The following is a 23591-nucleotide window of genomic DNA, read 5'->3' on the forward strand; positions in this document are numbered from 1 at the left end:
CGCGGCCTCAGAGGGTGAGTTCCTTCGGCCGCCGCCAGCGCATCCAGGTCGCGAGCAGCATGCGGGTGAAGATGGTGGCGGTGAAGAGATGGGTGAGGAGCCCCAGCGACAGCGAGGTCGCGAAGCCGCGGATCGGGCCGGAGCCGAAGCCGAACAGCAGGACGCCGGCGATCAGCGCCGTGAGGTTCGAATCGATCACCGCCGCCAGCGCGCGCTCGTAGCCCGCCGTGAGCGCGCCCAGCGCCGAACGGCCGTTGGCCTTCTCCTCGCGCACGCGCTCGTAGATCAGCACGTTCGAATCGACCGACATGCCGACGGTGAGCACCAGGCCCGCGATGCCGGGCAGGGTGAGCGAGGCGCCGAGCACCGACATCCCGGCCAGCACCAGCAGCAGGTTCACCCCCATGGCGAGGTTGGCGAAGCCGCCGAACAGCGGGCCGTAGGTGCCGAACATGAAGAACATCACCAGTCCCGTGCCGACCACGGCGGCGACCGTGCCGGCGTGGATCGCGTCGGCGCCGAGATCGGCCCCCACCGTGCGCTCCTCGATGATGGTGAGGGTCGCGGGCAGCGCGCCCGAGCGCAGCAGCAGCGCCTGCTCCTGGGTCTGCTGCGGCGTGAAGGCGCCGGTGATGATGCCGCTGCCGCCGCAGATCGCGCTCTGCACGACCGGGGCGCTGATGATCTCGTTGTCGAGCTGGATGGCGAGCCGCTTGCCAATGTTGTGGCGGGTGGCGGCGCAGAACGAGCGGCCGCCGGCGGCGTTGAAGGTGAAGCTGATGATCGGCCGGCCGCCCTGCTGCTGGCTCTCGAACGTCGCCTTGGCGTCGTCGAGATCCTCGCCGCCCACGATCACGCGCTTGAAGATCGGCAGGCAGAGCGGATGGTAGCGGCGGCAGATCTGCTCGGGCGACAGACGCGGATTGGCGCTCTGGATCTCGTCGAAGGCCTTGGGGTTGGCGGCCTTGAGCGCCTGCATGCCCTCGCGCGTGGGCACCAGCGCCGTGGTCGGCGGCAGCACCGAGGGCAGGCCGCCGCCGCTGCTGGCGGCGAGATCCTCGTTGACCAGGTGGAAAGTGAGCTTGGCGGTCTGGTTGATCTTGCGCTTGAGGTCGGTCGTGTCCTTGATGCCCGGCACCTGCAGCAGGATGCGGTCGTCGCCCTCGCGCACGATGGTGGGCTCGATCGTCCCGGTCTCATCGACGCGCCGGCGCAGGATCTCGATCGACTGGTCGATCACCTCCTTGCGCTTGCGCGTGAGCTCCTGGGGCGAGAAGCTGATGTCGATCTTGGGCCCGGCCCCTTCCGTCACCAGGCTGGGATCGACGGCGCGGATCGCCTCGATCGCGGTGGCGCGCTGGCCCTCGTCGCGCAGCTCGACCGTGACATGGCCGTTGGGCTCGACCGTCAGCTCCTTGAAGCCCACCTGCTTCTTGCGCAGCTCGCCGCGCACCGAATCGGCGACGTTGGTCATCCGCTCGTTCAGCACGCCGCGCAGGTCGGCCTCCAGCAGGAAGTGCGCGCCGCCGCGCAGGTCGAGGCCGAGATTGATGCGGTTCTGCGCGTACCACTTGGGCAGCAGGTCGTCGATCGACTCGGGCAGGATGTTGGGCAGCGCGAACAGGCCGGCGAGCGCCGTGAAGACGATGATGGCGATGGTCTGCCAACGCGGGAGGTGGAGCATACCCGATTACCCTGCGATGCCGCCGCGACCGGCGGCCGTCCTACTTCTTCCCGAACAGCCCGGCCAGCAGGCCCTTCCGCTCCGGCGCCGCCGCACGCTGCGGCAGCAGCGGCTTCTCGTCCTCGTCGGCCTCCTTGGCGCCGCGCACCGACTCGCCGCGCGTCAGGATGTCGGTGATGGTCTGCTTGATGATGCGCACGCGCACGCCCTCGGCCAACTCGACCTGCAGCTCGTTCTCGCCGATCACCTTGGTGACGAGACCGATGATGCCGCCGCCGGTGACCACGCGGTCGCCGCGCTTGACGCCCGCCAGCATCTCCTTCTGCGCCTTCACCTTGGCCTGCTGCGGGCGGATCAGCAGGAAGTAGAAGACGACGAAGATGAGGATGAGCGGGAAGAGCTGCACCAGGAAATCCGAGCCGCCGCCCGCGCCGCCACCCTGCGCCCAAGCCTCTGAAATGAACATCTGCCGCTCCGATTCTTCCGGCCGTCGAAAAGCGGGCGGACTATAGCGGTCCGCAGCCGCTTTGCAACGCAAGCGCCGGGCGATATGGTCACCCCCTTTCGCCGGCCCCCGACCTTCCTGTCAACGATGGATCAAGACCTTAAAGCAACGCTTTCACGCATCGCCGAAGCCCTCGACCGCCTCGCACCGTCGCCGCCGGCGAGAGCCGATCTCGCCGGCTTCGAGGCCTATGTATGGCATGCCGCGGGCAACCGGCTCGAGGCGGTCCCGCGGGTCAACCGCGTCGATCTCGACCTCCTGCAGGGCATCGACCGCCAGAAAGCCACATTGCTCGAGAATACGCGCCGCTTCGCCAGAGGCCTGCCGGCCAACAACGCGCTCCTGTGGGGCGCGCGCGGCGCCGGCAAGAGCTCGATCGTGAAGGCGACCCATGCCCACGTGAATCGCGAGATGGGCGGCCCGCCCGGGCCGCTGGCGCTGATCGAGATCCACCGCGAGGATATTCCGTCGCTGCCGGCGCTGCTGGCGCGCGTGCGCGAGAGCAAGCGGCGCTTCGTGGTGTTCTGCGACGACCTGTCCTTCGACGGGCAGGACGCCGCCTACAAGTCGCTGAAGGCGGTGCTCGACGGCGGCATCGAGGGCCGCCCGGAGAACGTGCTGTTCTACGCCACCTCCAACCGCCGCCACCTGATGCCGCGCGACATGATCGAGAACGAGCGCTCGACGGCGATCAACCCGTCGGAGGCGGTCGAGGAGAAGGTCTCGCTGTCGGACCGATTCGGCCTGTGGCTGGGCTTCCACAACGCCGACCAGGACACTTTTTTCGCGATGATCGAGGGCTACGCGCGGCACTATCGTCTCGACGTGCCGGTCGAGGAGCTGCGCCGGCAGGCGGTCGAATGGTCGGTGACGCGCGGCGCGCGCTCGGGCCGCGTCGCCTGGCAGTTCATCCAGGAAGTGGCGGGCCAGCTCGGCAAGAAACTGGGGTGATGCGATGGGCGATCCGCAGGACGTGCTGTTCTCGCCGGCGGTCAAGGCGGAGCAGGCGCGTCTCGGATCGCGCGCCCAGTTCGAGGGCCGGAGCTGGCAGACCGGGATCACGCCCGATCTCCGCCGGTTCCTCGACGCCATCGACACCTTCTTCTTCGCGACCGCGAGCGCCGACGGCCGTCCCTACGTGCAGCACAAGGGCGGACCGGCCGGCTTCCTGAAGCCGATCGGCACCCACACCCTCGCCTTCGCCGACTTCGCCGGCAACCGGCAGTACATCACGCTCGGCCACCTGCGCGAGAACGACCGCGCCCTCATCTTCATCCCCCACTTCGCCACCCGGCAGCGGCTGAAGCTGTGGGGCCGCGCGCGCATCGTCGAGGGCGACCTCGAGCTGATGGAGCGGCTGGTCGATCCCGCCTACAAGGCGCGGCCCGAACGTGCGATCGTGTTCACGCTCGAGGCCTGGGACGTCAATTGCCACCAGAACATCGTCGCGCGCTACAGCGAGGCCGAGATCGCGCCGGCGGTGGACAAGCTCGTCGCCCGGATAAAGGAGCTGGAAGAGGAAGTGGCGCGGCTGAAAGGCGGCGGAGAGTAGAAAGATCCCTCGCCTTCGGCTCGGGATGACACAGCAAAATGGCGTGTCATCCCGAGCGCAGAGCGAGGGATCTTTGGCCTCTTAAGCTTTGGCCTTCTGCCGCACGATCTTGACCGTCGAGGTCGAGTGGACGATCAGGCGGCCCTTCTCGTCCCTGAGATCGCCGTCGAGGAAGCCGACGGAACCGCCCCAGCGCTGGACGCGCCCCTCGGCGAAGACGATGCCGGGGCCCATCGCCTCGAAGAAGCTCACCTTGATCTCGAGCGTGGGCACCGCGACCGAGAGCTTGCCCCGGGCGATGGCGGCCGTCGCCATCGCCGTATCGACCATGCCGGTCAGGAACCCGCCCTGGCAGATCCTGCCCTGCGAATGGCAGAAGGCCGGCACGACCTCGAACCGGAAGCGGGCGATGCCGCGCGCCGAATCGACCTCCAGCAATTCGCCGTTCAGCGTCCTCGATGCCTCGGCGGGCGAGGCCCGCAGGAGATCGAGCAGATCGGAGTCGGTGACGGACTCGGCGTCGATATGGGCAAAGTCGGGATGGGCGGAACTCATGGCGCGCGGACTATAGCGAACCGGCCGCGCCGCGCACCTTCTCCAGAAGCTCGATCAGGGTGCGCGTTTCGGCGGCCGAAAGGCCCGCCGTGATGCGCTTCTCGTGCGCCTTCACGAGCCGCGCGAACTTCGCCAGCGCCTTCTCGCCGGCGGGCGTCAGCGCGAGGGCGTGGGTGCGGCCGTCGGTCGGCGAGGCGTGCCGCATCAGAAAGCCGCGCGCCTGCAGGCGGTTCAGGATCGGCACCAGGGTCGAGCGGTCGATGGCGAGCGCACGCGCCAGCGCCATCTGGCTCAGCCCCTTGTTGCGCTCGACCAGCACCAGCAGCCCGAACTCGCCCGGCGTCAGCGCCTCGCCCGCCCGCGCGAAGGTGCCAGCGAAATCGGCGAACACGGCCGACTGGGCGCGCCGCAGCCCGTAGCCCAGGAGCTGGGGCAGCATGCCGCGATCGAGGCTTTCGGCCCGCGGCTTGCCGTTGGGCGGGGAACTGGCCATGGCCCAAGTGGTAGACGGAGATTGTTGGGGGAGCAACCAATGCGGGCTCTGTCCCGAGACCCCATATCTGCCGTGCCTTTGCAAGCACGCGAGGGCTTAACTCTTTTGTACTTGTGATGTAGATAGTTGGGGGATCAAACAAATTTGCCTCCCCTCACCCTCTCCAGGCGTTGTTCCGGCATGAGCTTCAAGGTCCATATCGTTCCGGCCGGTCGCACCATCGAGGTGACGACCGGCGCCACGATCCTCGAGACGGCGCTCGAGGCCGGCATCGCCTATCCGCACGGCTGCCAGTCGGGCAATTGCGGCACCTGCAAGTCGCACCTGGTGAAGGGCGAGGTGAGCATGGAGGGCTATTCGGAGTTCGCGCTGGCCGGTGAAGAGAAGGAGCGCGGCCTGATCCTCGCCTGCCGCGCCGTGCCCTGGGAGGACTGCGAGGTGGCATGGCTCGAGGAGGACGACCTGATCGTCCATCCCCGCCGCGTGCTTTCCTGCACGGTCGCTGGCCTCGACGACGCGACGCACGACATCAAGCGCGTGCGGCTCGAGATCCTGTCCGGCGGCCCGTTCGACTTCTCGGCCGGCCAGTATGCCTCCGTCACCTTCGACGGCTGCCAGCCGCGCGACTATTCGATGGCGAACGTGCCCGGCGATCCGGTGCTGGAGTTCCATGTGCGGCGCACCGAGGGCGGCGCGACCAGCGCCTATGTCGGCGAGCGGCTGAAGGTGGGCGATGCCGTGCGCGTCGAGGGCCCGTTCGGCAGCTCCTACTTGCGCGAGGCCCATCGCGGGCCGATCATCGCCGTGGCCGGCGGCTCGGGCATGGCGCCCCTGAAGTCGATCGTCGAGCGCGCGCTGGCCCGGGCGCTGCCGCAGCACATCTACTTCTATTTCGGCGTCCGCAGCGAGCGCGATCTCTACCTGCACGACCATTTCGCCGCTCTGGCGCGCAAGCACGAGAACCTCCACTTCACACCCGTGCTCAGCGAGACGACGGGCGGGCCGTGGCGGACCGGTCTGGTGCACGAGGCGGTCGCGCGGGACTTCGACGAGTTCGACGGCTGCAAGGCCTATCTCGCCGGCCCGCCGGTCATGGTCGAGGCGGCGACGAAGCTTTTCGAGAGGCGCGGCATGCGACGCATCGACGTGCATGCCGACGCCTTCTACACGGCGGCCGAGATGGCCAGTGCCGGCAGGAAAACGGGAGCGGAGCTATGACGGGACTGCTGGAAGGACGGTCGGCCATCGTGACGGGTGCCGGCCGCGGCATCGGCGGCGCGATCGCCGAGGCGCTGGCGGCCGAGGGCGCGAGCGTGGTCGTGGCCGATGTCGGCGCCTCCATCTCGGGCGACGGCGCCGATCCCGGTCCCGCGCGGGAGGTCGCGGCGGCGATCGGCAAGAAGGCGGTCGCCTTCACCGAAAGCGTGGCCTCGCCAGGCGTCGCCAGGCTGCTGGTGGAGACGGCGGTGAAGCAGTTCGGCGGCATCGACATCGTGGTCAACAACGCCGCGATCCTGCGCGACGCGTTCGTCTTCCGCGCCGATCCACGCGACTGGGACGCGGTGATCCGCAACAACCTCTCCGCGCCGTTCTACCTGATCAATGCGGCCTCGGCCGTCATGCGCGAGCAAGGCAAGGCAGGGCGCGGCGGCAAGGGCGGCTACGACTGGGGCCGCATCGTCAACATGGTCTCCTCGGCCGGCCTCTACGGCAATCTCGGCCAGGCCGCCTATGCCAGCGCCAAGGCGGGCCTGTTCGGCCTCACGCGCGTTGCGGCCATGGACCTGCAGCGCGCGGCGATCACGGTGAACGCCGTGGCGCCGTTCGCGCGCACACGCGTCACCGACATCATCCAGCCCGCCAACGAGGCGCAGAAGACCTACAAGGAGCGCGCGCTCAAGATCGGTGCGCACCATGTCGCGAATCTCGTGACGGCGCTCTGCGCGCCCGCCGCCAAGGGCATCACCGGCCAGCTCCTGGGCGTGCGCGGACGCGAGGTCTTCCTGTTCGGCCAGCCGCGCCCGATCGCCCGGCTCGAGGTCGGGAAGCCGGAGACGCTCGCCGACGATCTGGTGGCCAGGCTCGCCGGCCAGTTCACCGACCTCACCACCGATCTCGAAGCCTTCAACACCGAACCTCTCGTCTGATGGAGCCCGCCATGACCGACCTCGTCGTCAAGACCGTCGAAGAGCTGAAGAATGCGCCCGAGGAGTATCGCGAGGCGGTCGCCAAGCTGGTGATCAGCCACGCCGTGAACGAGCTCTACGGCGCGCAGGTGTTCGACGAGCCGGCCATCGCCTATGCGCCGACGCCCTATGCCAAGTGGCTGACCTGCCGCGTCGCCATGGAGGAATACGGCCATCACGTGCGCTTCAAGCAGCTCGGCGTGCAGATCGGCATCCCCGAGGCGCGCATGGTGCCGGGCTCGGGCAAGAAGCCGCTCTCGATCTTCGAGTTCCCGCTCAAGACCTGGGAGGAGTTCGTCGCCATCAAGCTGCTGGCCGATCTGGCCGAGATCCTGCAGGTCGAGGACCTGCTGCACTGCACGTTCCATCCGCTGCGCAATCTCGCCCGCGCCACCATGCCGGAGGAGCGCTTCCACGCGCAGTTCGGCGAGGATTTCTCCGCCGAGCTCGTGAAGACGCCCGAGGGCAAGGCGAAGCTGCAGGCGGCGGTGAACGAATACTGGCCTTACTTGCCGAGGTTCTTCGGCGGCTCGAAGTCGAAGAACAACGAGATCTTCCGCAAGTGGAAGATCAAGCAGCGCACCAACGACGAGATGCGCGAGGACTATGTCAAGCGCGCCACCGAGGTCGCCGCGAAATACGGCCTCACCCTGCCCGCGCTCCGTCAGGCGGCGTGACGCCGTTGGAGCGCAACAAGGAGCAAGCTACGCGCTCCAGCCTCTTCCGTGTCATCCCGAGCGCAGCGAGGGATCCTTGATCGGCACCGCGAAAGATCCCTCGCTACGCTCGGGATGACACCGGAATGGATGAAGCGGTATCTCTCCGACCACGGGATTGCTCCCAGCCATGAGCGTCGCTCCTCTTCCGCGCGCCGTGCTCGACTCCTTCCGCACGGAAGTGAAAGCGGCGTCGTGGTTCGCGGCGCTGGGCGAGCCGCTGACCGACGGCGATCGGGCGGACGCGGTTGCCTATGCCGAAGCGCTCGGGCTGGGGCGGCTTGCCGTCGACCGGGTGCACGACTGGCCCTCTGCCGAATGGCTGCTGAAGACGCCCGGCCCCTCCGACTGGTGGGATCGCGAGGACGCCTTGCGCAAGGCGCTGCTCGCCGAGGCCGAAGCACGCTTCCCCGAACGCGCGCTGTGGACGGCGCTGACCGAGCTCACGACCGAAGCCGGCGACCTCGTGCATGGCAAGGCCGCCGCGGCCGCCGCGCGTATGGGCAGCGCCGCACCGGCTTCGATCCATGTCGCAGCCGGCGCTGCGGCGCAGGCCGTCCACCAGCTCGCGCTCGCGCGGCTCGCCGGAAACGAGAGCCCGCCGTTCGAAAGCAAGTTCCACCTGTTCGCCGCGGGCCGCTGGCCGTTGGGCGTCGTGGGCTCTAGCCCGGATTTCTCAAACCATCATCTCTGACGTCATGATCGGCGGGCAGTCGAAGATGGTGGCCCGCGTGGATGCGGCGAAGAGGGAGCGGGCGTGAACGCGGGCGAGCGGCAACACGCCGCGGGCTGCGACGCTATCTGGGCGAATGTGGCCTATGCGCTGTCTGGGTCGTCAGCGGGCGGCGGCAGCGAGTGAGATCCAGGCCTGCTTGAAGGAGCGCTGGTTGGGCCAGGCCGAGGCCATGGCGAGCCTGATGCGTCGCACGCTGATGGTGATCAGCGCCCCGATCTTGAGCAGCGCCAGGCGGATCGAGCCGCAGCTCGCCTGGGCGAAGCGGGTGTGCCTGAGCCCGATGCGGCGCAAGGCGCAGAGCAGCACATAAGCCATCGAGGCAAACCACAGGCGCAGCTGGTTGGCGCACATGGTGGCGGCCGAGGTACGGTCGGCGAACAGCTCGCCCTGGCACTCCTTGAGGCGGTTCTCCATGTCGCCGCGCGCGCAGTACAGCTTCTCGTAGATCGCCCGGGCCTTGCCGCCCTTCAGCGAGGTCACCACGAAGCGCGGGTTGGCCTCGCCGTGCGTCCATTCCGCCTTGGCGATGACCCGTCGCCTGCTGCTCCAGCTGTCGCGCGTCGACCACAGGAAGTCCTTGAAGCGGCGGGCCGGCCGACCGGTCCGCCGGCTTTCGGCCTGGGCGGCCGCCAACTCGGCCTCGATCTCGCCCGCCAGCCGAACGTTGCGCGCCAGGCCGAAGAGGTAGTCCACCCCGTTGGCCTCGCACCAGGCCATCAGCGACTCGCGAGCGAAGCCCGAATCGGCCCGCAGCAGGATTTGCACCCGTGGCCAGTGTCGGCGGAGCTGCGCCACGATCCGCGCCACCTCCTCCGCCGCCCCCGCCGAGGCATCGATGTTGGAGCGTCGCAGCTTGGCCGCCAGCAGATGACGGCCGCAGAAGATGTAGAGCGGCAGGTAGCAATAGCCGTCGTAGTAGCCGTGGAAAAACCGCCCCTCCTGCTCACCGTGCAGCGGATCGTCGGTGGCGTCCAGGTCGAGCACGATCTGCGACGGCGCCCGCTTGTGCGCCTCCACAAACACCGCCACGAACAGCCGCTCGATCGCCGCCGGGTCGTGGTCGATCTTGTGGTACAGCGAGCGCCCAGGCCCGCTCAGTTCCAGCCGGTTCAGCGTGCTCTTGCCGGCCACCGGCGCGCAGTCCCGGCGGCGCGCCGTGAGCTTGCCCGCCAGCACCGCAAACAGCCGATCGTGGCGCAGATGGTCGTGGTCGTTGAGGTCCTCGTAGCCCAGCGCCAGCCCGTACACCCGCTGCCCCACCAGCGTCCGCACCGCGTGCTCGACCAGCGACGGGTCTCGAAAGTCCCTAAAGCAGCCGGCTAACCGATCGATCAGTCCGAGCGCCCGATCCGTCGCTCCCAGCAACAGCCCGCCGGCGTCCGGTGTGATCGACCCGCCGTCGAACGACGCAACCACCGCCCGCCTTTCAACAGGTGCAAATCCAAACAAATCCGCAATACACTCTGTCGGCATCGGAGCGGCTTCCTTTCTCGGATAAAGTCGTTGTCGCAAAACAACTTTCTCAGAGTCAGCCCTCCGATGCACCTCTCTCCTTTGAGATATCCGGGCTAGGCTGGTCCTCTTCTGAAGAGGACGCACATGGCTTCCTATCGCGCGCCCGAGCGCACCACCGGCCGGCTGAAGCGGCCGTTCGGCACGCTTTATTATGAAGTCACCGGCAGCGGGCCGGCGCTCCTCTTCGCCCACGGTCTCGGCGGCAACCATCTGAGCTGGTGGCAGCAGGTCGCGCACTTCGCCCCCCGCTACACCTGCGTGACCTTCGCCCATCGCGGCTTCGCGCCGTCCGACTCTATCGCTGGCGGGCCGGACCCGGCCGACTATGCCGGCGACCTTGCGGCGCTGATCGAGCATCTGAAGCTCGACGACGTGCGGCTGGTCGGCCAGTCGATGGGCGGCTGGACGATGCTGGAATACGCGATCGCCCACCCCGCGCGCGTGACGGCGCTGGTGCTGAGCTCGACCTCGGGCACGCTCGACCGGCGCGGCTGCGATCCGTCGGGCGGCGCGGAATACGACGCCTGGTCCCGGAAGGCCGAAGCGGCGATCGCCGACGGTCGCAGCAGAGATATCCATCCCGCCATGGGCGCAAGAGCGGCGGAGCGCTTCCCGGCGCTGCATCTTCTCTACCGAAGCATCGACGAGATGGCCGGGGTGCTCGACAAGGAGGCGCTGCGCGCCGGGCTGCGGCGCACCGCGACCCGCACGCTCGCCGACCTCGCGGACTTCAAGGTCCCGACGCTGCTGATCGGCGGCGCCGACGACGTCGTGTTCCCCGCCTTCCTCGCCAGGGCGATCGCGGCACGCCTGCCGTGCGCCGAGGCCCACATCCTGCCCGACTGCGGCCACTCGCCCTATTTCGAGCAGGCGGCAACGTTCAACGATCTGGTCGAGTCGTTCTTGCGCACGGGGTCATCCCGAGCGCGAGCGAGGGATCTTTAGTCGGCGTCGTGAAGGATCCCTCGCTCCGCTCGGGATGACACGGCTACACTGGTCGGGTTCCCAGGGGAGGCGAGGCATGCAGCGTCGTTCGTTTCTCGCAGCGCCGGCCGCGTTGCTGGCAAGCAAGGCCTTCGCGCAGACGCCGGCCAGGACGCTGCGCGTGGTGATGCATTCGGATCTCAAGATCATCGATCCGATCTGGACCACGGCCTACATCGTCCGCAACCACGGCTACATGATCTACGACACGCTGTTCGCGCTCGACGGCAAGCTCGAGCCCCGGCCGCAGATGGTCGAGAGCTGGACGACGAGCGACGACGGCCTGGTCTGGACGTTCAGGCTGCGCGACCGCCTCAAGTGGAACGACGGCCCGCCGGTGACCTCGGCCGACGTCCTGCCCTCCCTCAAGCGCTGGATGGACAAGGATGCGGTGGGCGGCCTGCTGGCCAAGGCCATGAAGGAGATGACCGCGCCCGACGAGCGAACCTTCAGGATCGCGCTCAAGGAGCCGTTCAGCCTGATCCTGAAGGCGCTCGCCAAGCCCGCCTCGGTGCCGCTGTTCGTCATGCCCGGGCGCGTGGCCGAGACGCCGGTCAATCAGCAGATCTCCGACACGACGGGCTGCGGCCCCTTCGTCTTCAAGCGCGACGAATGGAAGCCCGGCGAGAAGGTCGTCTATGTACGCAATCCCGACTACGTGCCGCGCGCCGAGCCGCCGTCGGGGCTGGCGGGCGGCAAGGTCGCGAAGCTCGAGCGCGTCGAATGGCTCTCCATCGCCGACATGCAGACGGCGATCAACGCGCTGATCTCGGGCGAGATCGACATGATCGAGGCGCCGAGCCACGACCTGCTGCCGGTGCTGGAGAAGGATCGCGACATCGAGATCGTCATCCCAGACACGCTCGGCAACACCTACCTCCTGCGCTTCAACTGGAAGCAGCCGCCGACCAGCGACCTGCGCATCCGCCGCGCCGCCGAGCTCGCGCTGCGGCAGGACGACTTCCTGAAGGCGGTGATCGGCGACCCGCGCTACTATAAAGTCTGCAGGGCGATGTTCGGCTGCGGCACGCCGTTCGAGAATGCGGCCGGCATGGACGGCATCCTGCAGGGCGACTTCGAGGGCTCGAGGAAGCTCCTGAAGGAAGCGGGCTACGACGGCACGCCGATCGTGCTGCTACAATCGACCGACCTGGCCGTGCTGACCAACCTCGCGCCGGTCGCCAAGGGCCTGCTGGAGCGCGGCGGCTTCAAGGTCGACATGCAGTCGATGGACTGGCAGACGCTGGTGGCGCGGCGCGCCAAGAAGACCGCGCCGAGCGAAGGCGGCTGGAACATCGCCATGACGGCGGCCTCGGCGGTGCTGCTCGCCGACCCGATCGTCAACCACTACACCGAAACGACCGGCGACCGCGCCCAGTTCGGCTGGCCGACCGACGCCGAGATCGAGAAGCTGCGGCAGGAGTTCCTGCACCAGACCGATCCGGCGAAGCAGCGCCAGATCGCCGAGGCGGTGCAGAAGCGGGTGATGGATCTCGGCGTCACCGTGCCGCTCGGCCAGTACGTCCAGCCCATGGCGAGACGCAAGGGCGTCAAGGGCAACATCCCCTCCCCCGTCACCGTGTTCTGGAACGTGGAGAAGGCTTGAGCGCTGTCCTTCGCGAAAGGGCCGGTTGCAGAAGACGGTGTCATCCCGAGCCGGAGGCGAGGGATCTTCAATCGGAGCTGCGAAGGATCCGTCGCTCGCTGCGCTCGGGATGACACATCAATTCGACGATGCCAGGAAAGGTCAGCGCTCCGGCAGGGGGATGAATTCGGGGTCGCCGGGGACCCTGGCGAAGCGGCCGTCCTTCCAGTCGGCCTTGGCGCGCTCGATGCGCTCCTTCGACGAGGAGACGAAGTTCCACCAGATGTGGCGCGGCCCGTCGAGCGCCGTCCCGCCCAGCAGCATCAGCCTGGCGCCATCCATGCCGGCGATCGCATCGGTCGCCCTGCCGGCTGCCAGGATCGCGAGATCGCCGACGCCGAGCTGGCGGTCGCCGATCATGGCCGTGCCCGCCGCGACGTAGACCGCACGCTCGGCATGCTCCGGAGTCACTGCAAGGGCGGCGGCGGCCGGCACTTCGGCCGCGACGTAGAAGATCGGCGAGAAATGGGCGGTGGGCGCGGTGCGGCCGGCATAGCTGCCGACGATCAGGCGCAGCGCGGCCTTCCCGTCCTGCCAGGCCGGCAACCGCGACACCGGCACGTGCTCGAAGCTGGGCGCCGTCTCCTCGTGCGCTTTCGGCAGCGCTACCCAGGTCTGGATGCCATGCATGCGAAAGCCGCTCTGCCGCATCCCGGGCTCGGTGCGCTCGCTGTGGGCGATGCCGCTGCCGGCGGTCATCCAGTTGACGTCGCCTGGCCGGATCGCCTGGGCATGTCCCAGGCTGTCGCGATGGAAGATGCCGCCCTCGAACAGGTAGGTGACGGTGGCGAGGCCGATATGCGGATGCGGCCGCACCTCCATGCCGTCGCCGCCCGGCGGCACATCGAGCGGGCCGAAATGGTCGAGGAAGATGAAGGGCCCGACCGTGCGACGCTTCGTGCTCGGCAGCACGCGGCGCACCGGAAAGCCCGGCGTGAGCTCGTGCGCGCGGCCCTGGATCAGAAGCTCGATCGGATCGGCCATCTTGTCCTCCCTTCCCGCCTGTGCTGCAACGGCGCGTCATGTCCGCACCGATCCGCGATCTCTCGCCCTTCTTCGCCCCACGCAGCATCGCCGTCGTCGGGGCGGGCGAGCGGCCGACCTCCTCGGGCGGCGCCGTGATGCAGATGCTGCGCCGTGCCGGTTATGGCGGACGCGTGGTGCCGGTCAATCCCAGGGGCGGCGCGATCTTCGGCTACGAGTCGGTGACCTCGATCGCCGCCATCGATCCGCCCGTCGATCTCGCCGTGATCGTGATCCGGCCCGACGCCATCGTCGAGGCCGCGGGCGAAGCGGCCGACCGCGGCATCCGCAACCTCCTGATCCTGCCGGGCGGCTTCGCCGAGGCGGGGCCCGCGGGCGTCGCGCGCAACGAGGCGCTCCTCGAACTCGCGGCGGCGCGCGGCCTCGCCATCGCCGGCCCCAACTGCGCCGGCATCATCCATTTCGATCCCGCCTGGCGCTTCGCCGCGACCTTCCTGCGCGACCTGCCGCCCGGCGCGGCGGCCGGAGCAGGCAACGGGCTTGCCTTCATCTCGCAGTCGGGCGCGCTCGCCGAGGAATTCATCGACAAGGCCAACGCGCGCGGCCTGCCGCTCGCCAGCGTCGTGTCGGTCGGCAACGCGGTGCATCTCGGCGTCGAGGACTATCTCGCCTGGCTGGGCGAGCGGCCCGAGATCGGCGCCGCCCTGCTCTATGTCGAATCGATCGAGGATCACGAGCGTTTCCGCGCCGTCGCGCGCAAGGTCGCGGCGACGAAGCCGGTGATCGCGCTGTTCGGCGGACGGACCGAGATCGGCGGTCGCGCCGCGGCGGCCCATACCGGCGCGGTGGCCAACGAGGAGGCCGCGATCGAGGCCTTCTGTGCGTCCTGCGGCATCGTGCGGGTCGACAGCCTGCGCCGGCTGCTGATCGCCGCCAAGGCGTTCGGCCGCTTTCCGCGAGGCCTGGGAAAACGCGCGCTCATCCTGTCCAATTCCGGCGGCCCCGGCGTGATCTGCACCGACCGCGCGGCGCTCGAAGGCCTCGAGCTCGCGCCGCTGCCCAAACCGATGGCCGAGGTGCTGCGCCAGCGGCTGCCGGGCGAGGCCTCCGTCGCCAATCCGATCGATCTTCTGGCCGATGCCCGCGAGGACCGGTTCGGCCTCGCCTTCGAGGCGACGATGAGCCATGCCGCCAGCCACTACGACATGGTGCTGATGATCCATGTCGTGCCCTTCATGGTGGAGGCCGGACCGGTGATCGACCGACTGGCCGAGCTCGCGCCGAAGGCCCCTCTGCCACTGATGCACAGCATGATGGGCACGCTGCCCGATCAGGCCGAATGGTTCGCCAAAATGGAGCGTGCCGGGGTGCCGATGTTCAACGATGTCGAGGAGATGGCCGAGGCCGCCGGGTTGCTGGCGCGCTACCCGTCTCTTCGTCGCATGGCCCGCGGCGACATTCTGCCCACTATATTTTTTCGCGATCGGAAACGAGCCTAGATCAGAAATATCCTTTCTATTCAGTCTCTTAGCGCGGATCCGCACGGGTGTTGCATTTTTGCAACTTTTTGTTGGACTTGAGATTTTTTCGTGGCCAGTATCGCGCGCGAGGCGGCAAGCGGGGGCACCGGCAGGGGAGCCGGTTAGTGCGCCGTTGGCCTCAGGGCGTAAAGTTGGATCAATGAACGGGAGAGGCCGATGGCGATCACGACGACGCGCGCGAAGCGCGCCGACCGGTGGAGGACGATGCGTGCCCTGGCAGCCGCAGCCCTGACAATCTCCCTCCTCCAGGTCACGGCACCCGCGGTCTCGATGGCCCAGGTCGCCACCGCCGCCAAGAAACCGGTCCATCACCGCATCACCAAGCCAACCGCCAGATCAGCCAAGCCCGCCGCCAAGTCCACGGCCGACACCAAGGCCTCTCCCACCGACAATCAGGCCGACGAGCTCAACAAGAAGTGGCTCTCGGAGTACAAGGCGAACGCCGCCGCCACGGACACCGCCAAGGTCACCACCACGCCCAGCGTCGCCGGCACCGAGACCGAGCGTACGCTGAGCGCGCCCACCGCCGTGCCGAGCGCCGCCGCCCGCGCCGTCGTGCCGGGCACCATCACCTACGTCAAGGCCGACAGCGCGGCCGCCGCCTTCAACTCCATGCCGGGCGGCGCCAACCAGCCGCTGTTCAAGGACCTGACCAAGGCCTTTGCCGGCTTCTCGCCGAGCAAGGCCAAGGTCGAGATGCTGCAAGCGCAGACCGCCGACGGCTCCTCGCGCGTGATCTACGCCAGCATCGGCGAGGGCAAGGGCAAGCATTCCTTCTGGTGGTTCGCCCCGCCGGACGAGCCCGAAGGCTGGTTCGACGAGCACGGCCGGCGTCTCGGCGGCGCCGCGCTCACCGAGCCGAAGCCCGGCGCCCGCATCTCCTCGCCCTTCGGGACGCGCCGTTACTACGGCCGCATCACCAGCCACGCCTTCCACAACGGAATCGATTTCGAGGGTCATGTCGGCGATCCGATCTATGCGGCGGCCGACGGCGTCGTGAACCACGCCGACTGGTATTACAACTACGGCCGGACGGTGAAGATCAGCCATTCCGAGCATTTCGAGACGCTCTATGCCCACATGTCGCGCATCGCGCCGGGCATCGCCCCCGGGACCGTGGTGCACAAGGGCGAGGTGATCGGCTATGTCGGCGCGACCGGACGCGCGACCGGGCCGCACCTGCACTTCTCGGCGATCGTGGATGGCCGGTTCGTCGACCCCGAGCGCTACCTCTCGACCAAGGACGACCTGCTCACCGCCAACGACCTCGTGGCCTATCGCAAGTGGCAGCAGGACGTGCGCGACGCCGCGATTGCCCAGAAGCCCAGGACGGAGCACGCCTCGTTCTGGAGCCGCAACCCGTTCACACCGCCGCCCAGCCCCGGCCGCCTCTAGGCCGGAAGGCGCGCAGCCGCCGGCTGCGGCATCGCCACCGGCCGTTGCGCCCCAGCAGGTGATCGCCTACCAATGGCGTCTTCGTTCTTGAACGGACCTTCCAGGGGAACGGGCCGAGCCAAGGACAACCATAGGGAAAGAAGACATGCTCAAGAAGATGATCGCCGTCGGCGCCGCCGCGGCGTTTCTCGGCGCTGCCGGCACGGCCTGGGCCGGCAAGGACCTCGATGCCGCCAAGGCGCGCGGCCAGCTCATCTGCGGCGTCAGCACAGGCGTGGCGGGCTTCTCGGCCCCCGACAGCCAGGGCAAGTGGACCGGCATCGACGTCGACGTCTGCCGCGCCATAGCGGCGACGCTGTTCGGCGATTCCGAGAAGGTGAAGTACGTGCCGCTCTCGGCCGAGCAGCGCTTCACGGCCGTCCAGTCCGGCGAGGTCGACCTCCTGTCGCGCAACACGACCTGGACGCTGACGCGCGATACCGCGCTCGGCCTCGATTTCGGCGCCGTCACCTACTACGACGGCCAGGGCTTCATGGTGAACAAGAAGCTCGGTGTGAAGAGCGCCAAGGAGCTGGACGGCGCCACGGTCTGCGTCCAGCCCGGCACCACCACCGAGCTCAACCTCGCCGACTACTTCCGCGCCAACAAGATGAACTTCAAGCCGGTGGTGATCGACAAGCTCGACCAGATCCGCTCGGCCTTCTTCTCCGGCCGCTGTGACGTCTTCACGACCGACGCCTCGGGGCTCTACTCGACCCGCGCCTCCAACGTGCCGGCGCCGCTGACGCCGGACGACTTCGTGGTCCTGCCCGAGATCATCTCCAAGGAGCCGCTGGCCCCGGCCTTCCGCCACGGCGACAACCAGTTCGGCGACATCGTGCGCTGGAGCCAGTACGCCATGATCGAGGCCGAGGAGGACGGCATCACCTCCAAGAACGTCGACGAGATGCTGAAGAGCAACAATCCCGGCATCAAGCGCCTGCTGGGCGTGACGCCGGGCATGGGCAAGGCGCTGGGCGTCGACGAGAAGTGGGCCTACAACATCATCAAGCAGGTCGGGAACTACGGCGAGAGCTTCGAGCGCAATGTCGGCATGGGCTCGCCGCTCAAGATCAAGCGCGGGCTGAACGCGCTCTGGAAGGACGGCGGCCTGCAGTACGCCATGCCCATCCGGTAGGATGTGAAGTCATTTGGACCGCGCGCATCTTGCGCGCTCGCGAGCGGACTGGAAGCCCGCGGTCCGCCGAACAGCCGCCGCCCTCGAAAAAGGGGCGGCGGCTTTGCTTTGGCCTGTTGCCTGCTCGGCCCTTCGGAGAGACACTTGCCGGTCAATGAAAACGGGAGAGGCAGCTATCATGAGCAAGCTTGCAAATGCGATCGCCATCGGGATCGCCCTGCTGTCGATGGCCGGCACGGCCTGGGCCGGCAAGGACCTCGACACCGTCAAGGCGCGCGGCCAGCTCGTCTGCGGCGTGATGGAGGGCACCGCCGGTTTCGCGCTGGCCAACAGCCAGGGCAAATGGGAGGGGCTCGATGTCGATGTGTGCCGGGCGGTCGCGGCGGCGCTGTTCGGCGATTCGGAGAAGGTGAAGTACGTGCCGCTTTCCTCGCAGCAGCGCTTCACCGCGCTGCAATCGGGCGAGGTCGACATGCTGTCGAACAACACGACCTGGACGCTGACGCGCGACACCGCGCTCGGCCTCGATTTCGGCGCCGTCACCTACTACGACGGCCAGGGTTTCCTGGTGAACAAGAAGCTCGGTGTGAAGAGCGCCAAGGAGCTGAACGGCGCGACGGTCTGCGTGGCGCCCGGCACCACCACCGAGCTCAACCTCGCCGACTACTTCCGCGCCAACAAGATGACCTTCAAGCCGGTGGTGATCGAGAAGGTGAACGAGGTCCGCGCCGCCTTCTTCGCCGGCCGCTGCGACGTCTACACCAACGACACCTCGAGCCTCTATGCGACTCGCGCAGCCAACCCGCCGCCGCCGCTGACGCCGGACGACTTCGTGGTCCTGCCCGAGATCATCTCCAAGGAGCCGCTGGCCCCGGCCTTCCGTCACGGCGACAACCAGTTCGGCGACATCATCCGCTGGAGCCAGTACGCCATGGTCGAGGCCGAGGAGGACGGCATCACCTCCAAGAACGTCGACGAGATGCTGAAGAGCAACAACCCGACCATCAAGCGCCTGCTGGGTGTCACCCCCGGCATGGGCAAGGCGCTGGGCGTCGACGAGAAGTGGGCCTACAACATCATCAAGCAGGTCGGAAACTACGGCGAGAGCTTCGAGCGCAACATCGGCTCGGGCTCGCCGCTCAAGATCAAGCGCGGGCTGAACGCCCTCTGGAAGGACGGCGGCCTGCAGTACGCCATGCCGATCCGCTGAGCTTGCGGCGCCGGCAGTGCTTTTGGCGGGTTGCAACGGTGCAATTCCCTCCTACACTGCCGGCAACAACCGACATGCGGCCGAACCGCATCAGGCAGGGAGAGTAGCGGCATGGCGGTCGAGACGCTCGGCTCGTCGACACGTCCCAAAGTGGCCCCCTGGAACGATCCGGTCGTGCGCGGCTGGATTTTCCAGATCGTTGTGGTGGGCCTCGTCGGGCTGCTGGCCTGGTTCCTCGTCAGCAACACCCTGGACAACCTCGCGCGGCAGAAGATCGCCAGCGGCTACGACTATCTCCACCACGAGGCGGGCTTCCAGATCGGCGATACGATGATCCCCTACTCGCCCGCCGATACCTACGCGCGGGCGATCCTGGTCGGCATGCTGAACACGCTGAAGGTCTCCGTCCTCGGCATCGTCCTGTGCACCATCCTCGGAACGCTGATCGGCATCGGGCGCCTGTCGCCGAACTGGCTGCTGGCCAAGATCTGCGAATGGTACGTCGAGTGCTTCCGCAACGTGCCGCTGCTGCTCTGGCTGTTCCTGTTCTACAAGATCATCAGCGAATCCTTTCCCGGACCGCGCCAGGCGATCAGCGTGCTCGGCACGCTGTTCCTCAGCAACCGCGGTCTCTATTTTCCGGTTCCGGTCCCGAACCCGATCCATGCCTGGATGGGGCTGGCGCTGCTGGTCGGCGTCGCCGCCGCCGTCGCGGTGAAGCGCTGGGCGAGGAAGCGCCAGGACGCGACCGGCCTGCCCTTCCCCGCGATCCGCACCGGCATCGCGCTCGTGATCGGTCTGCCGCTCGTGGTCTGGCTGCTGGGCGGCGCGCCGCACGAAATGAGCTGGCCCGTGGTCAAGGGCTTCAACTTCCAGGGCGGCTCGGTGATCCAGCCCGAGTTCACCGCGCTCCTGTTCGGGCTCGTGGTCTATACCTCGGCTTTCGTCGCCGAGATCGTGCGCTCGGGCATCCTCGCCATCAACAGAGGGCAGGGCGAGGCCGCGGCGGCCCTCGGCCTGTCGCGCGGCCAGTCGATGCGGCTGGTGCTGCTGCCGCAGGCGCTGCGGGTCATCATCCCGCCGATGACGAGCCAGTATCTCAGCATCACCAAGAACAGCTCGCTCGCCATCGCCATCGGCTACCCCGACCTGGTCGCGGCGGTGAACGTCACCATCAACCAGACCGGCCAGGCGATCGAGAACGTGCTGATCATCATGGCGGCCTACCTGACCGTGAGCCTCGGCATCTCCGCCTTCATGAACTGGTACAACAAGCGCATCGCGCTGCGGGAGCGCTGAGCATGACCGACGCCCTGCCCGCCGGCGAGCGCCGGCAGCTCCCGCCTCCCGCTGCCGAGGGCGGCGCGATGGGATGGCTGCGCAAGAACCTGTTCTCGAGCTGGGGCAACGCCGTCACGACCGTCGTGCTGCTGTTGCTGATCTTCTGGCTGCTGTCGTCGTTCCTCGACTGGGCGGTGGTGAACGCGGTCTGGACCGCGCCGACCGGCCAGGCCTGCCGCGGCCACGGCGCCTGCTGGGCGCTGATCCACGAGAAGTACCGCTTCATCTTCTTCGGCACCTTTCCCTACCAGCAGCAATGGCGGCCGCTGCTGGCGGTGATGGTCATGCTGGCGATGCTGGTGTCGAGCGCCGACCGGCGGATGTGGAACACGCGGCTGCTCTGGATCTGGGGCATCGGCAGCTTCCTGACCTTCCTGCTGATGTTCGGCCAGATCCATATTCCGCTCGGCCTGATCCTGTTCGCGGCGCTGGCGGTCGGCGGGTTGGGCATGCTGCTGCGCGGCACCGTCGCCCAGCCGCCGGAGATCGCCGGCTGGCGGACGCTCGCCGCCATCGGCGCGGTCGGCATCGTGCTGCGCCTCGTGGGCATCCTGCCGCCCTGGAGCCTCGCCATCGCGCCCTTCGACTATGTCGAGACCAGCCTGTGGGGCGGCCTGCCGGTGACGCTGATCCTCGCCACCTACGGTCTCCTGTTCGCCTTCCCCTACGGCGTCCTGCTGGCGCTCGGCCGGCGCTCCGACCTGCCGCTGATCAAGGGCCTGTGCGTGGGCTTCATCGAGCTGATCCGCGGCGTGCCGCTGATCAGCCTGCTGATCATGGCGTCGGTGATGCTGCCGCTGTTCCTGCCCTCGGGCATGAACATCGACAAGTTCCTGCGCGCGCTGATCGCGGTGATCCTGTTCGCGGGCGCCTATATCGCCGAGGTCATCCGCGGCGGCCTGCAGGCGCTGCCCAAGGGGCAGTTCGAGGCGGCCGACGCGATGGGGCTCAACTATTTCCAGAAGACCACGCTCATCATCCTGCCGCAGGCGCTGCGGGTGGTGATCCCGCCGCTCATCAACACCTTCATCGGCTTCTTCAAGGACACCTCGCTGGTGCTGATCATCGGCATCTTCGACTTCCTGAACGCGGCCAACCAGGCGCTGGTCGATCCCAACTGGGCGGGCTTCCCGAGCGAGGTCTACCTGTTCGCCGCCTTCGTCTATTTCTGCTTCTGCTTCTCGATGTCGCGCTACTCCAAGTATCTCGAGGTCGAGCTCAACAAGGGGACGCGACGCTAGATGGCCGCCACCGCCAAGCACGATCTCTCCCACGCACCGTCGGTCATCCAGCTCAAGGGCGTGAACAAGTGGTTCGGGCAGTTCCACGTGCTCTCCAACATCAACCTCGATGTGAAGCAGGGCGAGCGGATCGTGATCTGCGGCCCGTCGGGCTCCGGCAAGTCGACGCTGATCCGCTGCATCAACCGCCTGGAGGAGCATCAGCGTGGCGATATCATCGTGCACGGCGTCACCCTCTCCAACGACGTCAAGAACATCGAGGCGATCCGGCGCGACGTCGGCATGGTGTTCCAGTCGTTCAACCTCTTCCCGCACCTCACCATCCTCGACAACCTCACCCTGGCGCCGATCTGGGTGAAGAAGATGCCCAAGAAGGAGGCCGAGGAGATCGCCATGAGCCTGCTCAACCGGGTGCGCATTCCCGAGCAGGCGAACAAGTATCCCGGCCAGCTCTCGGGCGGCCAGCAGCAGCGCGTGGCGATCGCGCGCGCGCTCTGCATGCGGCCCAAGATCATGCTGTTCGACGAGCCGACCTCGGCGCTCGACCCGGAGATGGTGAAGGAGGTGCTCGACGTCATGATCGAGCTGGCGAAGGAAGGCATGACCATGCTCTGCGTCACCCACGAGATGGGCTTCGCGCGCGCCGTCGCCGACCGCGTGATCTTCATGGACCGGGGCGAGATCGTCGAGCAGAACGAACCCGAGGAGTTCTTCGCCCACCCCCGCAACGAGCGCACCAAGACCTTCCTGGGCCAGATCCTGCATCATTGATCAGGGAGCGCGCCACTAACAAGAAACGGGCCTCACCCTGAGGAGCATCGCGCAGCGATGCGTCTCGAAGAGTGGCAACGAGCACCAATCTGTCGCCCATCCTTCGAGACGGCCGCTGCGCGGCCTCCTCAGGATGAGGAGGTGCCGGATCGGGCCTATCCCGGTTCATCCCTGAGGGTCGGCCTCGCCGGTGGCGAGCTCCAGTGGCGCTCTTTGGGCCGCGGGCTTCCAGCCCGCTCATGAGTGCGCAAGATGCGCGCGGTCCATCTGGAGTGGCGCGCTCCTTTGACATAAGACTGGCACATGAAGCTCCTCATCACCGGCGGGGCCGGGTTCATCGGCTCGGCGGTCGTGCGGCACGTGATCCGCACCACCGACTGGTCGGTCGCCAACGTCGACAAGCTCACCTATGCCGGCAATCTCGAGTCGCTCGCCGAGGCGGGCGCCAGCAGCCGCCATCGCCACTACCGGGTCGATATCCGCGACGGCGACGCGCTGAAGGAGATTTTCCGCGGCGTTCGGCCGGACGCCGTGCTGCACCTCGCGGCCGAAAGCCATGTCGACCGCTCGATCGACGGTCCCTCGCCGTTCATCGAGACCAATGTCGCCGGCACCTGCGTGCTGCTGGAGGCCGCGCTCGACTACTGGCGCGGGCTCGACGGCGCGGCGCGCGAGCGCTTCCGCTTCCAGCACATCTCGACCGACGAGGTGTTCGGCTCGCTGGGCCCGACCGGAAAGTTCACCGAGGAGACGCCCTATCGGCCCAACTCGCCCTACGCCGCCAGCAAGGCCGCCTCCGACCACCTCGTGCGCGCCTGGCACCACACGTACGGGCTGCCGACGCTGACCACGAACTGCTCGAACAACTACGGCCCCTATCATTTCCCGGAGAAGCTGATCCCGCTCTGCATCATCCGGGCGCTGCGCGGTGACCGCCTGCCGGTCTACGGCAAGGGCGAGAACGTGCGCGACTGGCTGCATGTCGAGGATCACGCCGAGGCGCTGACGCTCGTGCTGCAGAACGGCCGGCCGGGCGAGACCTACAATGTCGGCGGCGACAGCGAGCGGCGGAACCTCGACGTGGTGCGGGCGATCTGCGCGGCGCTCGACGAGCTCATGCCCAACAGCCGCAACCGGCCGCACGAGAGGCTGATCGAGTTCGTCACCGACCGGCCCGGCCACGACGCGCGCTATGCGATCGACGCCACCAAGATCAGGAACGAGCTGGGCTGGCGGCCGCGTCGCGATTTCGAGCAGGGCCTGCGCGACACCGTGCGCTGGTATCTCGACAACCGCGGCTGGTGGGAGCGCGTGCTGAGCGGCGCCTATCGCGGCGAGCGGCTGGGACTCAGGGCATGAA

At 67.8% G+C, this 23591-nt stretch carries 22 protein-coding genes; 16 read left to right on the forward strand and 6 right to left on the reverse strand.

Annotated elements, in window-relative coordinates; genetic code table 11:
• Nucleotides 1–7: 7 nt before the first annotated feature.
• Nucleotides 8–1684: a protein translocase subunit SecD gene (gene secD / locus OJF58_RS26480; RefSeq protein ID WP_300780890.1), complete on the reverse strand. Its 1677-nt coding sequence runs from the start codon at nucleotides 1682–1684 to the stop codon at nucleotides 8–10.
• Nucleotides 1685–1724: 40 nt separating this feature from the next.
• Nucleotides 1725–2150, reverse strand: coding sequence for a preprotein translocase subunit YajC (yajC, locus tag OJF58_RS26485; RefSeq protein WP_300780891.1), 426 nt, complete (start codon nucleotides 2148–2150; stop codon nucleotides 1725–1727).
• 126 nt (nucleotides 2151–2276) lie between these two features.
• On the opposite strand from yajC, the gene OJF58_RS26490 reads away from it, so the two are divergent.
• Both OJF58_RS26490 and OJF58_RS26495 read left to right on the forward strand, forming a co-directional pair.
• Complete coding sequence (locus OJF58_RS26490) at nucleotides 2277–3140, forward strand: ATP-binding protein (protein WP_300780892.1); 864 nt, start codon at nucleotides 2277–2279, stop codon at nucleotides 3138–3140.
• 4 nt (nucleotides 3141–3144) lie between these two features.
• Nucleotides 3145–3741, forward strand: a complete 597-nt coding sequence (locus OJF58_RS26495) for a pyridoxamine 5'-phosphate oxidase family protein (RefSeq protein WP_300780893.1) — start codon at nucleotides 3145–3147, stop codon at nucleotides 3739–3741.
• An 81-nt stretch (nucleotides 3742–3822) separates the two neighbouring features.
• Here the strand turns inward: OJF58_RS26495 and OJF58_RS26500 are convergent, their stop codons facing one another.
• A complete protein-coding gene (locus tag OJF58_RS26500; protein ID WP_300780894.1) occupies nucleotides 3823–4296 on the reverse strand; it encodes a PaaI family thioesterase in 474 nt (157 codons plus the stop codon).
• Nucleotides 4297–4306: 10 nt separating this feature from the next.
• Nucleotides 4307–4789 (reverse strand): MarR family transcriptional regulator, encoded by a 483-nt coding sequence (locus OJF58_RS26505; RefSeq protein WP_300780895.1) that lies wholly within the window; start codon nucleotides 4787–4789, stop codon nucleotides 4307–4309.
• Between the two features lie 180 nt (nucleotides 4790–4969).
• Here OJF58_RS26505 and OJF58_RS26510 point away from each other — a divergent pair, with 180 nt between their 5' ends.
• From OJF58_RS26510 to OJF58_RS26525, 4 genes are all read left to right on the forward strand, one after another.
• Nucleotides 4970–6007 (forward strand): 2Fe-2S iron-sulfur cluster-binding protein, encoded by a 1038-nt coding sequence (locus tag OJF58_RS26510; protein ID WP_300780896.1) that lies wholly within the window; start codon nucleotides 4970–4972, stop codon nucleotides 6005–6007.
• Nucleotides 6004–6936, forward strand: coding sequence for an SDR family NAD(P)-dependent oxidoreductase (locus OJF58_RS26515; RefSeq protein ID WP_300780897.1), 933 nt, complete (start codon nucleotides 6004–6006; stop codon nucleotides 6934–6936). Before OJF58_RS26510 ends, OJF58_RS26515 begins: the two co-directional genes overlap by 4 nt.
• 11 nt (nucleotides 6937–6947) lie before the next feature.
• Complete coding sequence (locus OJF58_RS26520; RefSeq protein ID WP_300780898.1) at nucleotides 6948–7652, forward strand: Phenylacetic acid catabolic protein; 705 nt, start codon at nucleotides 6948–6950, stop codon at nucleotides 7650–7652.
• Nucleotides 7653–7821: 169 nt separating this feature from the next.
• Nucleotides 7822–8385, forward strand: a complete 564-nt coding sequence (locus OJF58_RS26525; RefSeq protein ID WP_300780899.1) for a hypothetical protein — start codon at nucleotides 7822–7824, stop codon at nucleotides 8383–8385.
• 141 nt (nucleotides 8386–8526) lie between these two features.
• Here the strand turns inward: OJF58_RS26525 and OJF58_RS26530 are convergent, their stop codons facing one another.
• Nucleotides 8527–9900 (reverse strand): IS1380 family transposase, encoded by a 1374-nt coding sequence (locus tag OJF58_RS26530; protein WP_300778536.1) that lies wholly within the window; start codon nucleotides 9898–9900, stop codon nucleotides 8527–8529.
• A gap of 126 nt (nucleotides 9901–10026) precedes the next feature.
• Here OJF58_RS26530 and OJF58_RS26535 point away from each other — a divergent pair, with 126 nt between their 5' ends.
• Nucleotides 10027–10887 carry an alpha/beta hydrolase gene (locus OJF58_RS26535; RefSeq protein WP_300780900.1) on the forward strand — a complete coding sequence of 287 codons (861 nt, stop codon included), beginning with the start codon at nucleotides 10027–10029 and terminating at the stop codon, nucleotides 10885–10887.
• A 76-nt stretch (nucleotides 10888–10963) separates the two neighbouring features.
• Nucleotides 10964–12532 carry an ABC transporter substrate-binding protein gene (locus OJF58_RS26540; protein ID WP_300780901.1) on the forward strand — a complete coding sequence of 523 codons (1569 nt, stop codon included), beginning with the start codon at nucleotides 10964–10966 and terminating at the stop codon, nucleotides 12530–12532.
• Nucleotides 12533–12673: 141 nt separating this feature from the next.
• On the opposite strand, the gene OJF58_RS26545 is transcribed toward OJF58_RS26540, so the two are convergent.
• On the reverse strand, nucleotides 12674–13555 hold the full coding sequence (locus tag OJF58_RS26545; protein ID WP_300780902.1) for a pirin family protein: 882 nt from the start codon (nucleotides 13553–13555) through the stop codon (nucleotides 12674–12676).
• A gap of 38 nt (nucleotides 13556–13593) precedes the next feature.
• On the opposite strand from OJF58_RS26545, the gene OJF58_RS26550 reads away from it, so the two are divergent.
• The 8 genes from OJF58_RS26550 (at nucleotide 13594) to rfbB (ending at nucleotide 23590) form a co-directional block, all read left to right on the forward strand.
• The gene (locus tag OJF58_RS26550) at nucleotides 13594–15054 is read left to right on the forward strand and encodes a CoA-binding protein (protein WP_300780903.1); all 1461 of its coding nucleotides are present in this window, start codon (nucleotides 13594–13596) and stop codon (nucleotides 15052–15054) included.
• 198 nt (nucleotides 15055–15252) lie between these two features.
• Nucleotides 15253–16491 (forward strand): M23 family metallopeptidase, encoded by a 1239-nt coding sequence (locus OJF58_RS26555; protein WP_300780904.1) that lies wholly within the window; start codon nucleotides 15253–15255, stop codon nucleotides 16489–16491.
• Nucleotides 16492–16636: 145 nt separating this feature from the next.
• Nucleotides 16637–17668 (forward strand): amino acid ABC transporter substrate-binding protein, encoded by a 1032-nt coding sequence (locus tag OJF58_RS26560; RefSeq protein WP_300780905.1) that lies wholly within the window; start codon nucleotides 16637–16639, stop codon nucleotides 17666–17668.
• 226 nt (nucleotides 17669–17894) lie between these two features.
• Nucleotides 17895–18878: an amino acid ABC transporter substrate-binding protein gene (locus OJF58_RS26565; protein WP_300785409.1), complete on the forward strand. Its 984-nt coding sequence runs from the start codon at nucleotides 17895–17897 to the stop codon at nucleotides 18876–18878.
• A 111-nt stretch (nucleotides 18879–18989) separates the two neighbouring features.
• Nucleotides 18990–20177, forward strand: coding sequence for an amino acid ABC transporter permease (locus tag OJF58_RS26570; RefSeq protein ID WP_300780906.1), 1188 nt, complete (start codon nucleotides 18990–18992; stop codon nucleotides 20175–20177).
• A gap of 2 nt (nucleotides 20178–20179) precedes the next feature.
• A complete protein-coding gene (locus OJF58_RS26575) occupies nucleotides 20180–21460 on the forward strand; it encodes an amino acid ABC transporter permease (RefSeq protein ID WP_300780907.1) in 1281 nt (426 codons plus the stop codon).
• Nucleotides 21461–22231, forward strand: a complete 771-nt coding sequence (locus OJF58_RS26580) for an amino acid ABC transporter ATP-binding protein (RefSeq protein ID WP_300780908.1) — start codon at nucleotides 21461–21463, stop codon at nucleotides 22229–22231.
• Between the two features lie 303 nt (nucleotides 22232–22534).
• Nucleotides 22535–23590 (forward strand): dTDP-glucose 4,6-dehydratase, encoded by a 1056-nt coding sequence (rfbB, locus tag OJF58_RS26585; protein ID WP_300780909.1) that lies wholly within the window; start codon nucleotides 22535–22537, stop codon nucleotides 23588–23590.
• The last annotated feature ends 1 nt before the right edge of the window (nucleotide 23591 follow it).

This window comes from Enhydrobacter sp. (assembly GCF_030246845.1).
GTDB lineage: Bacteria > Pseudomonadota > Alphaproteobacteria > Reyranellales > Reyranellaceae > Reyranella.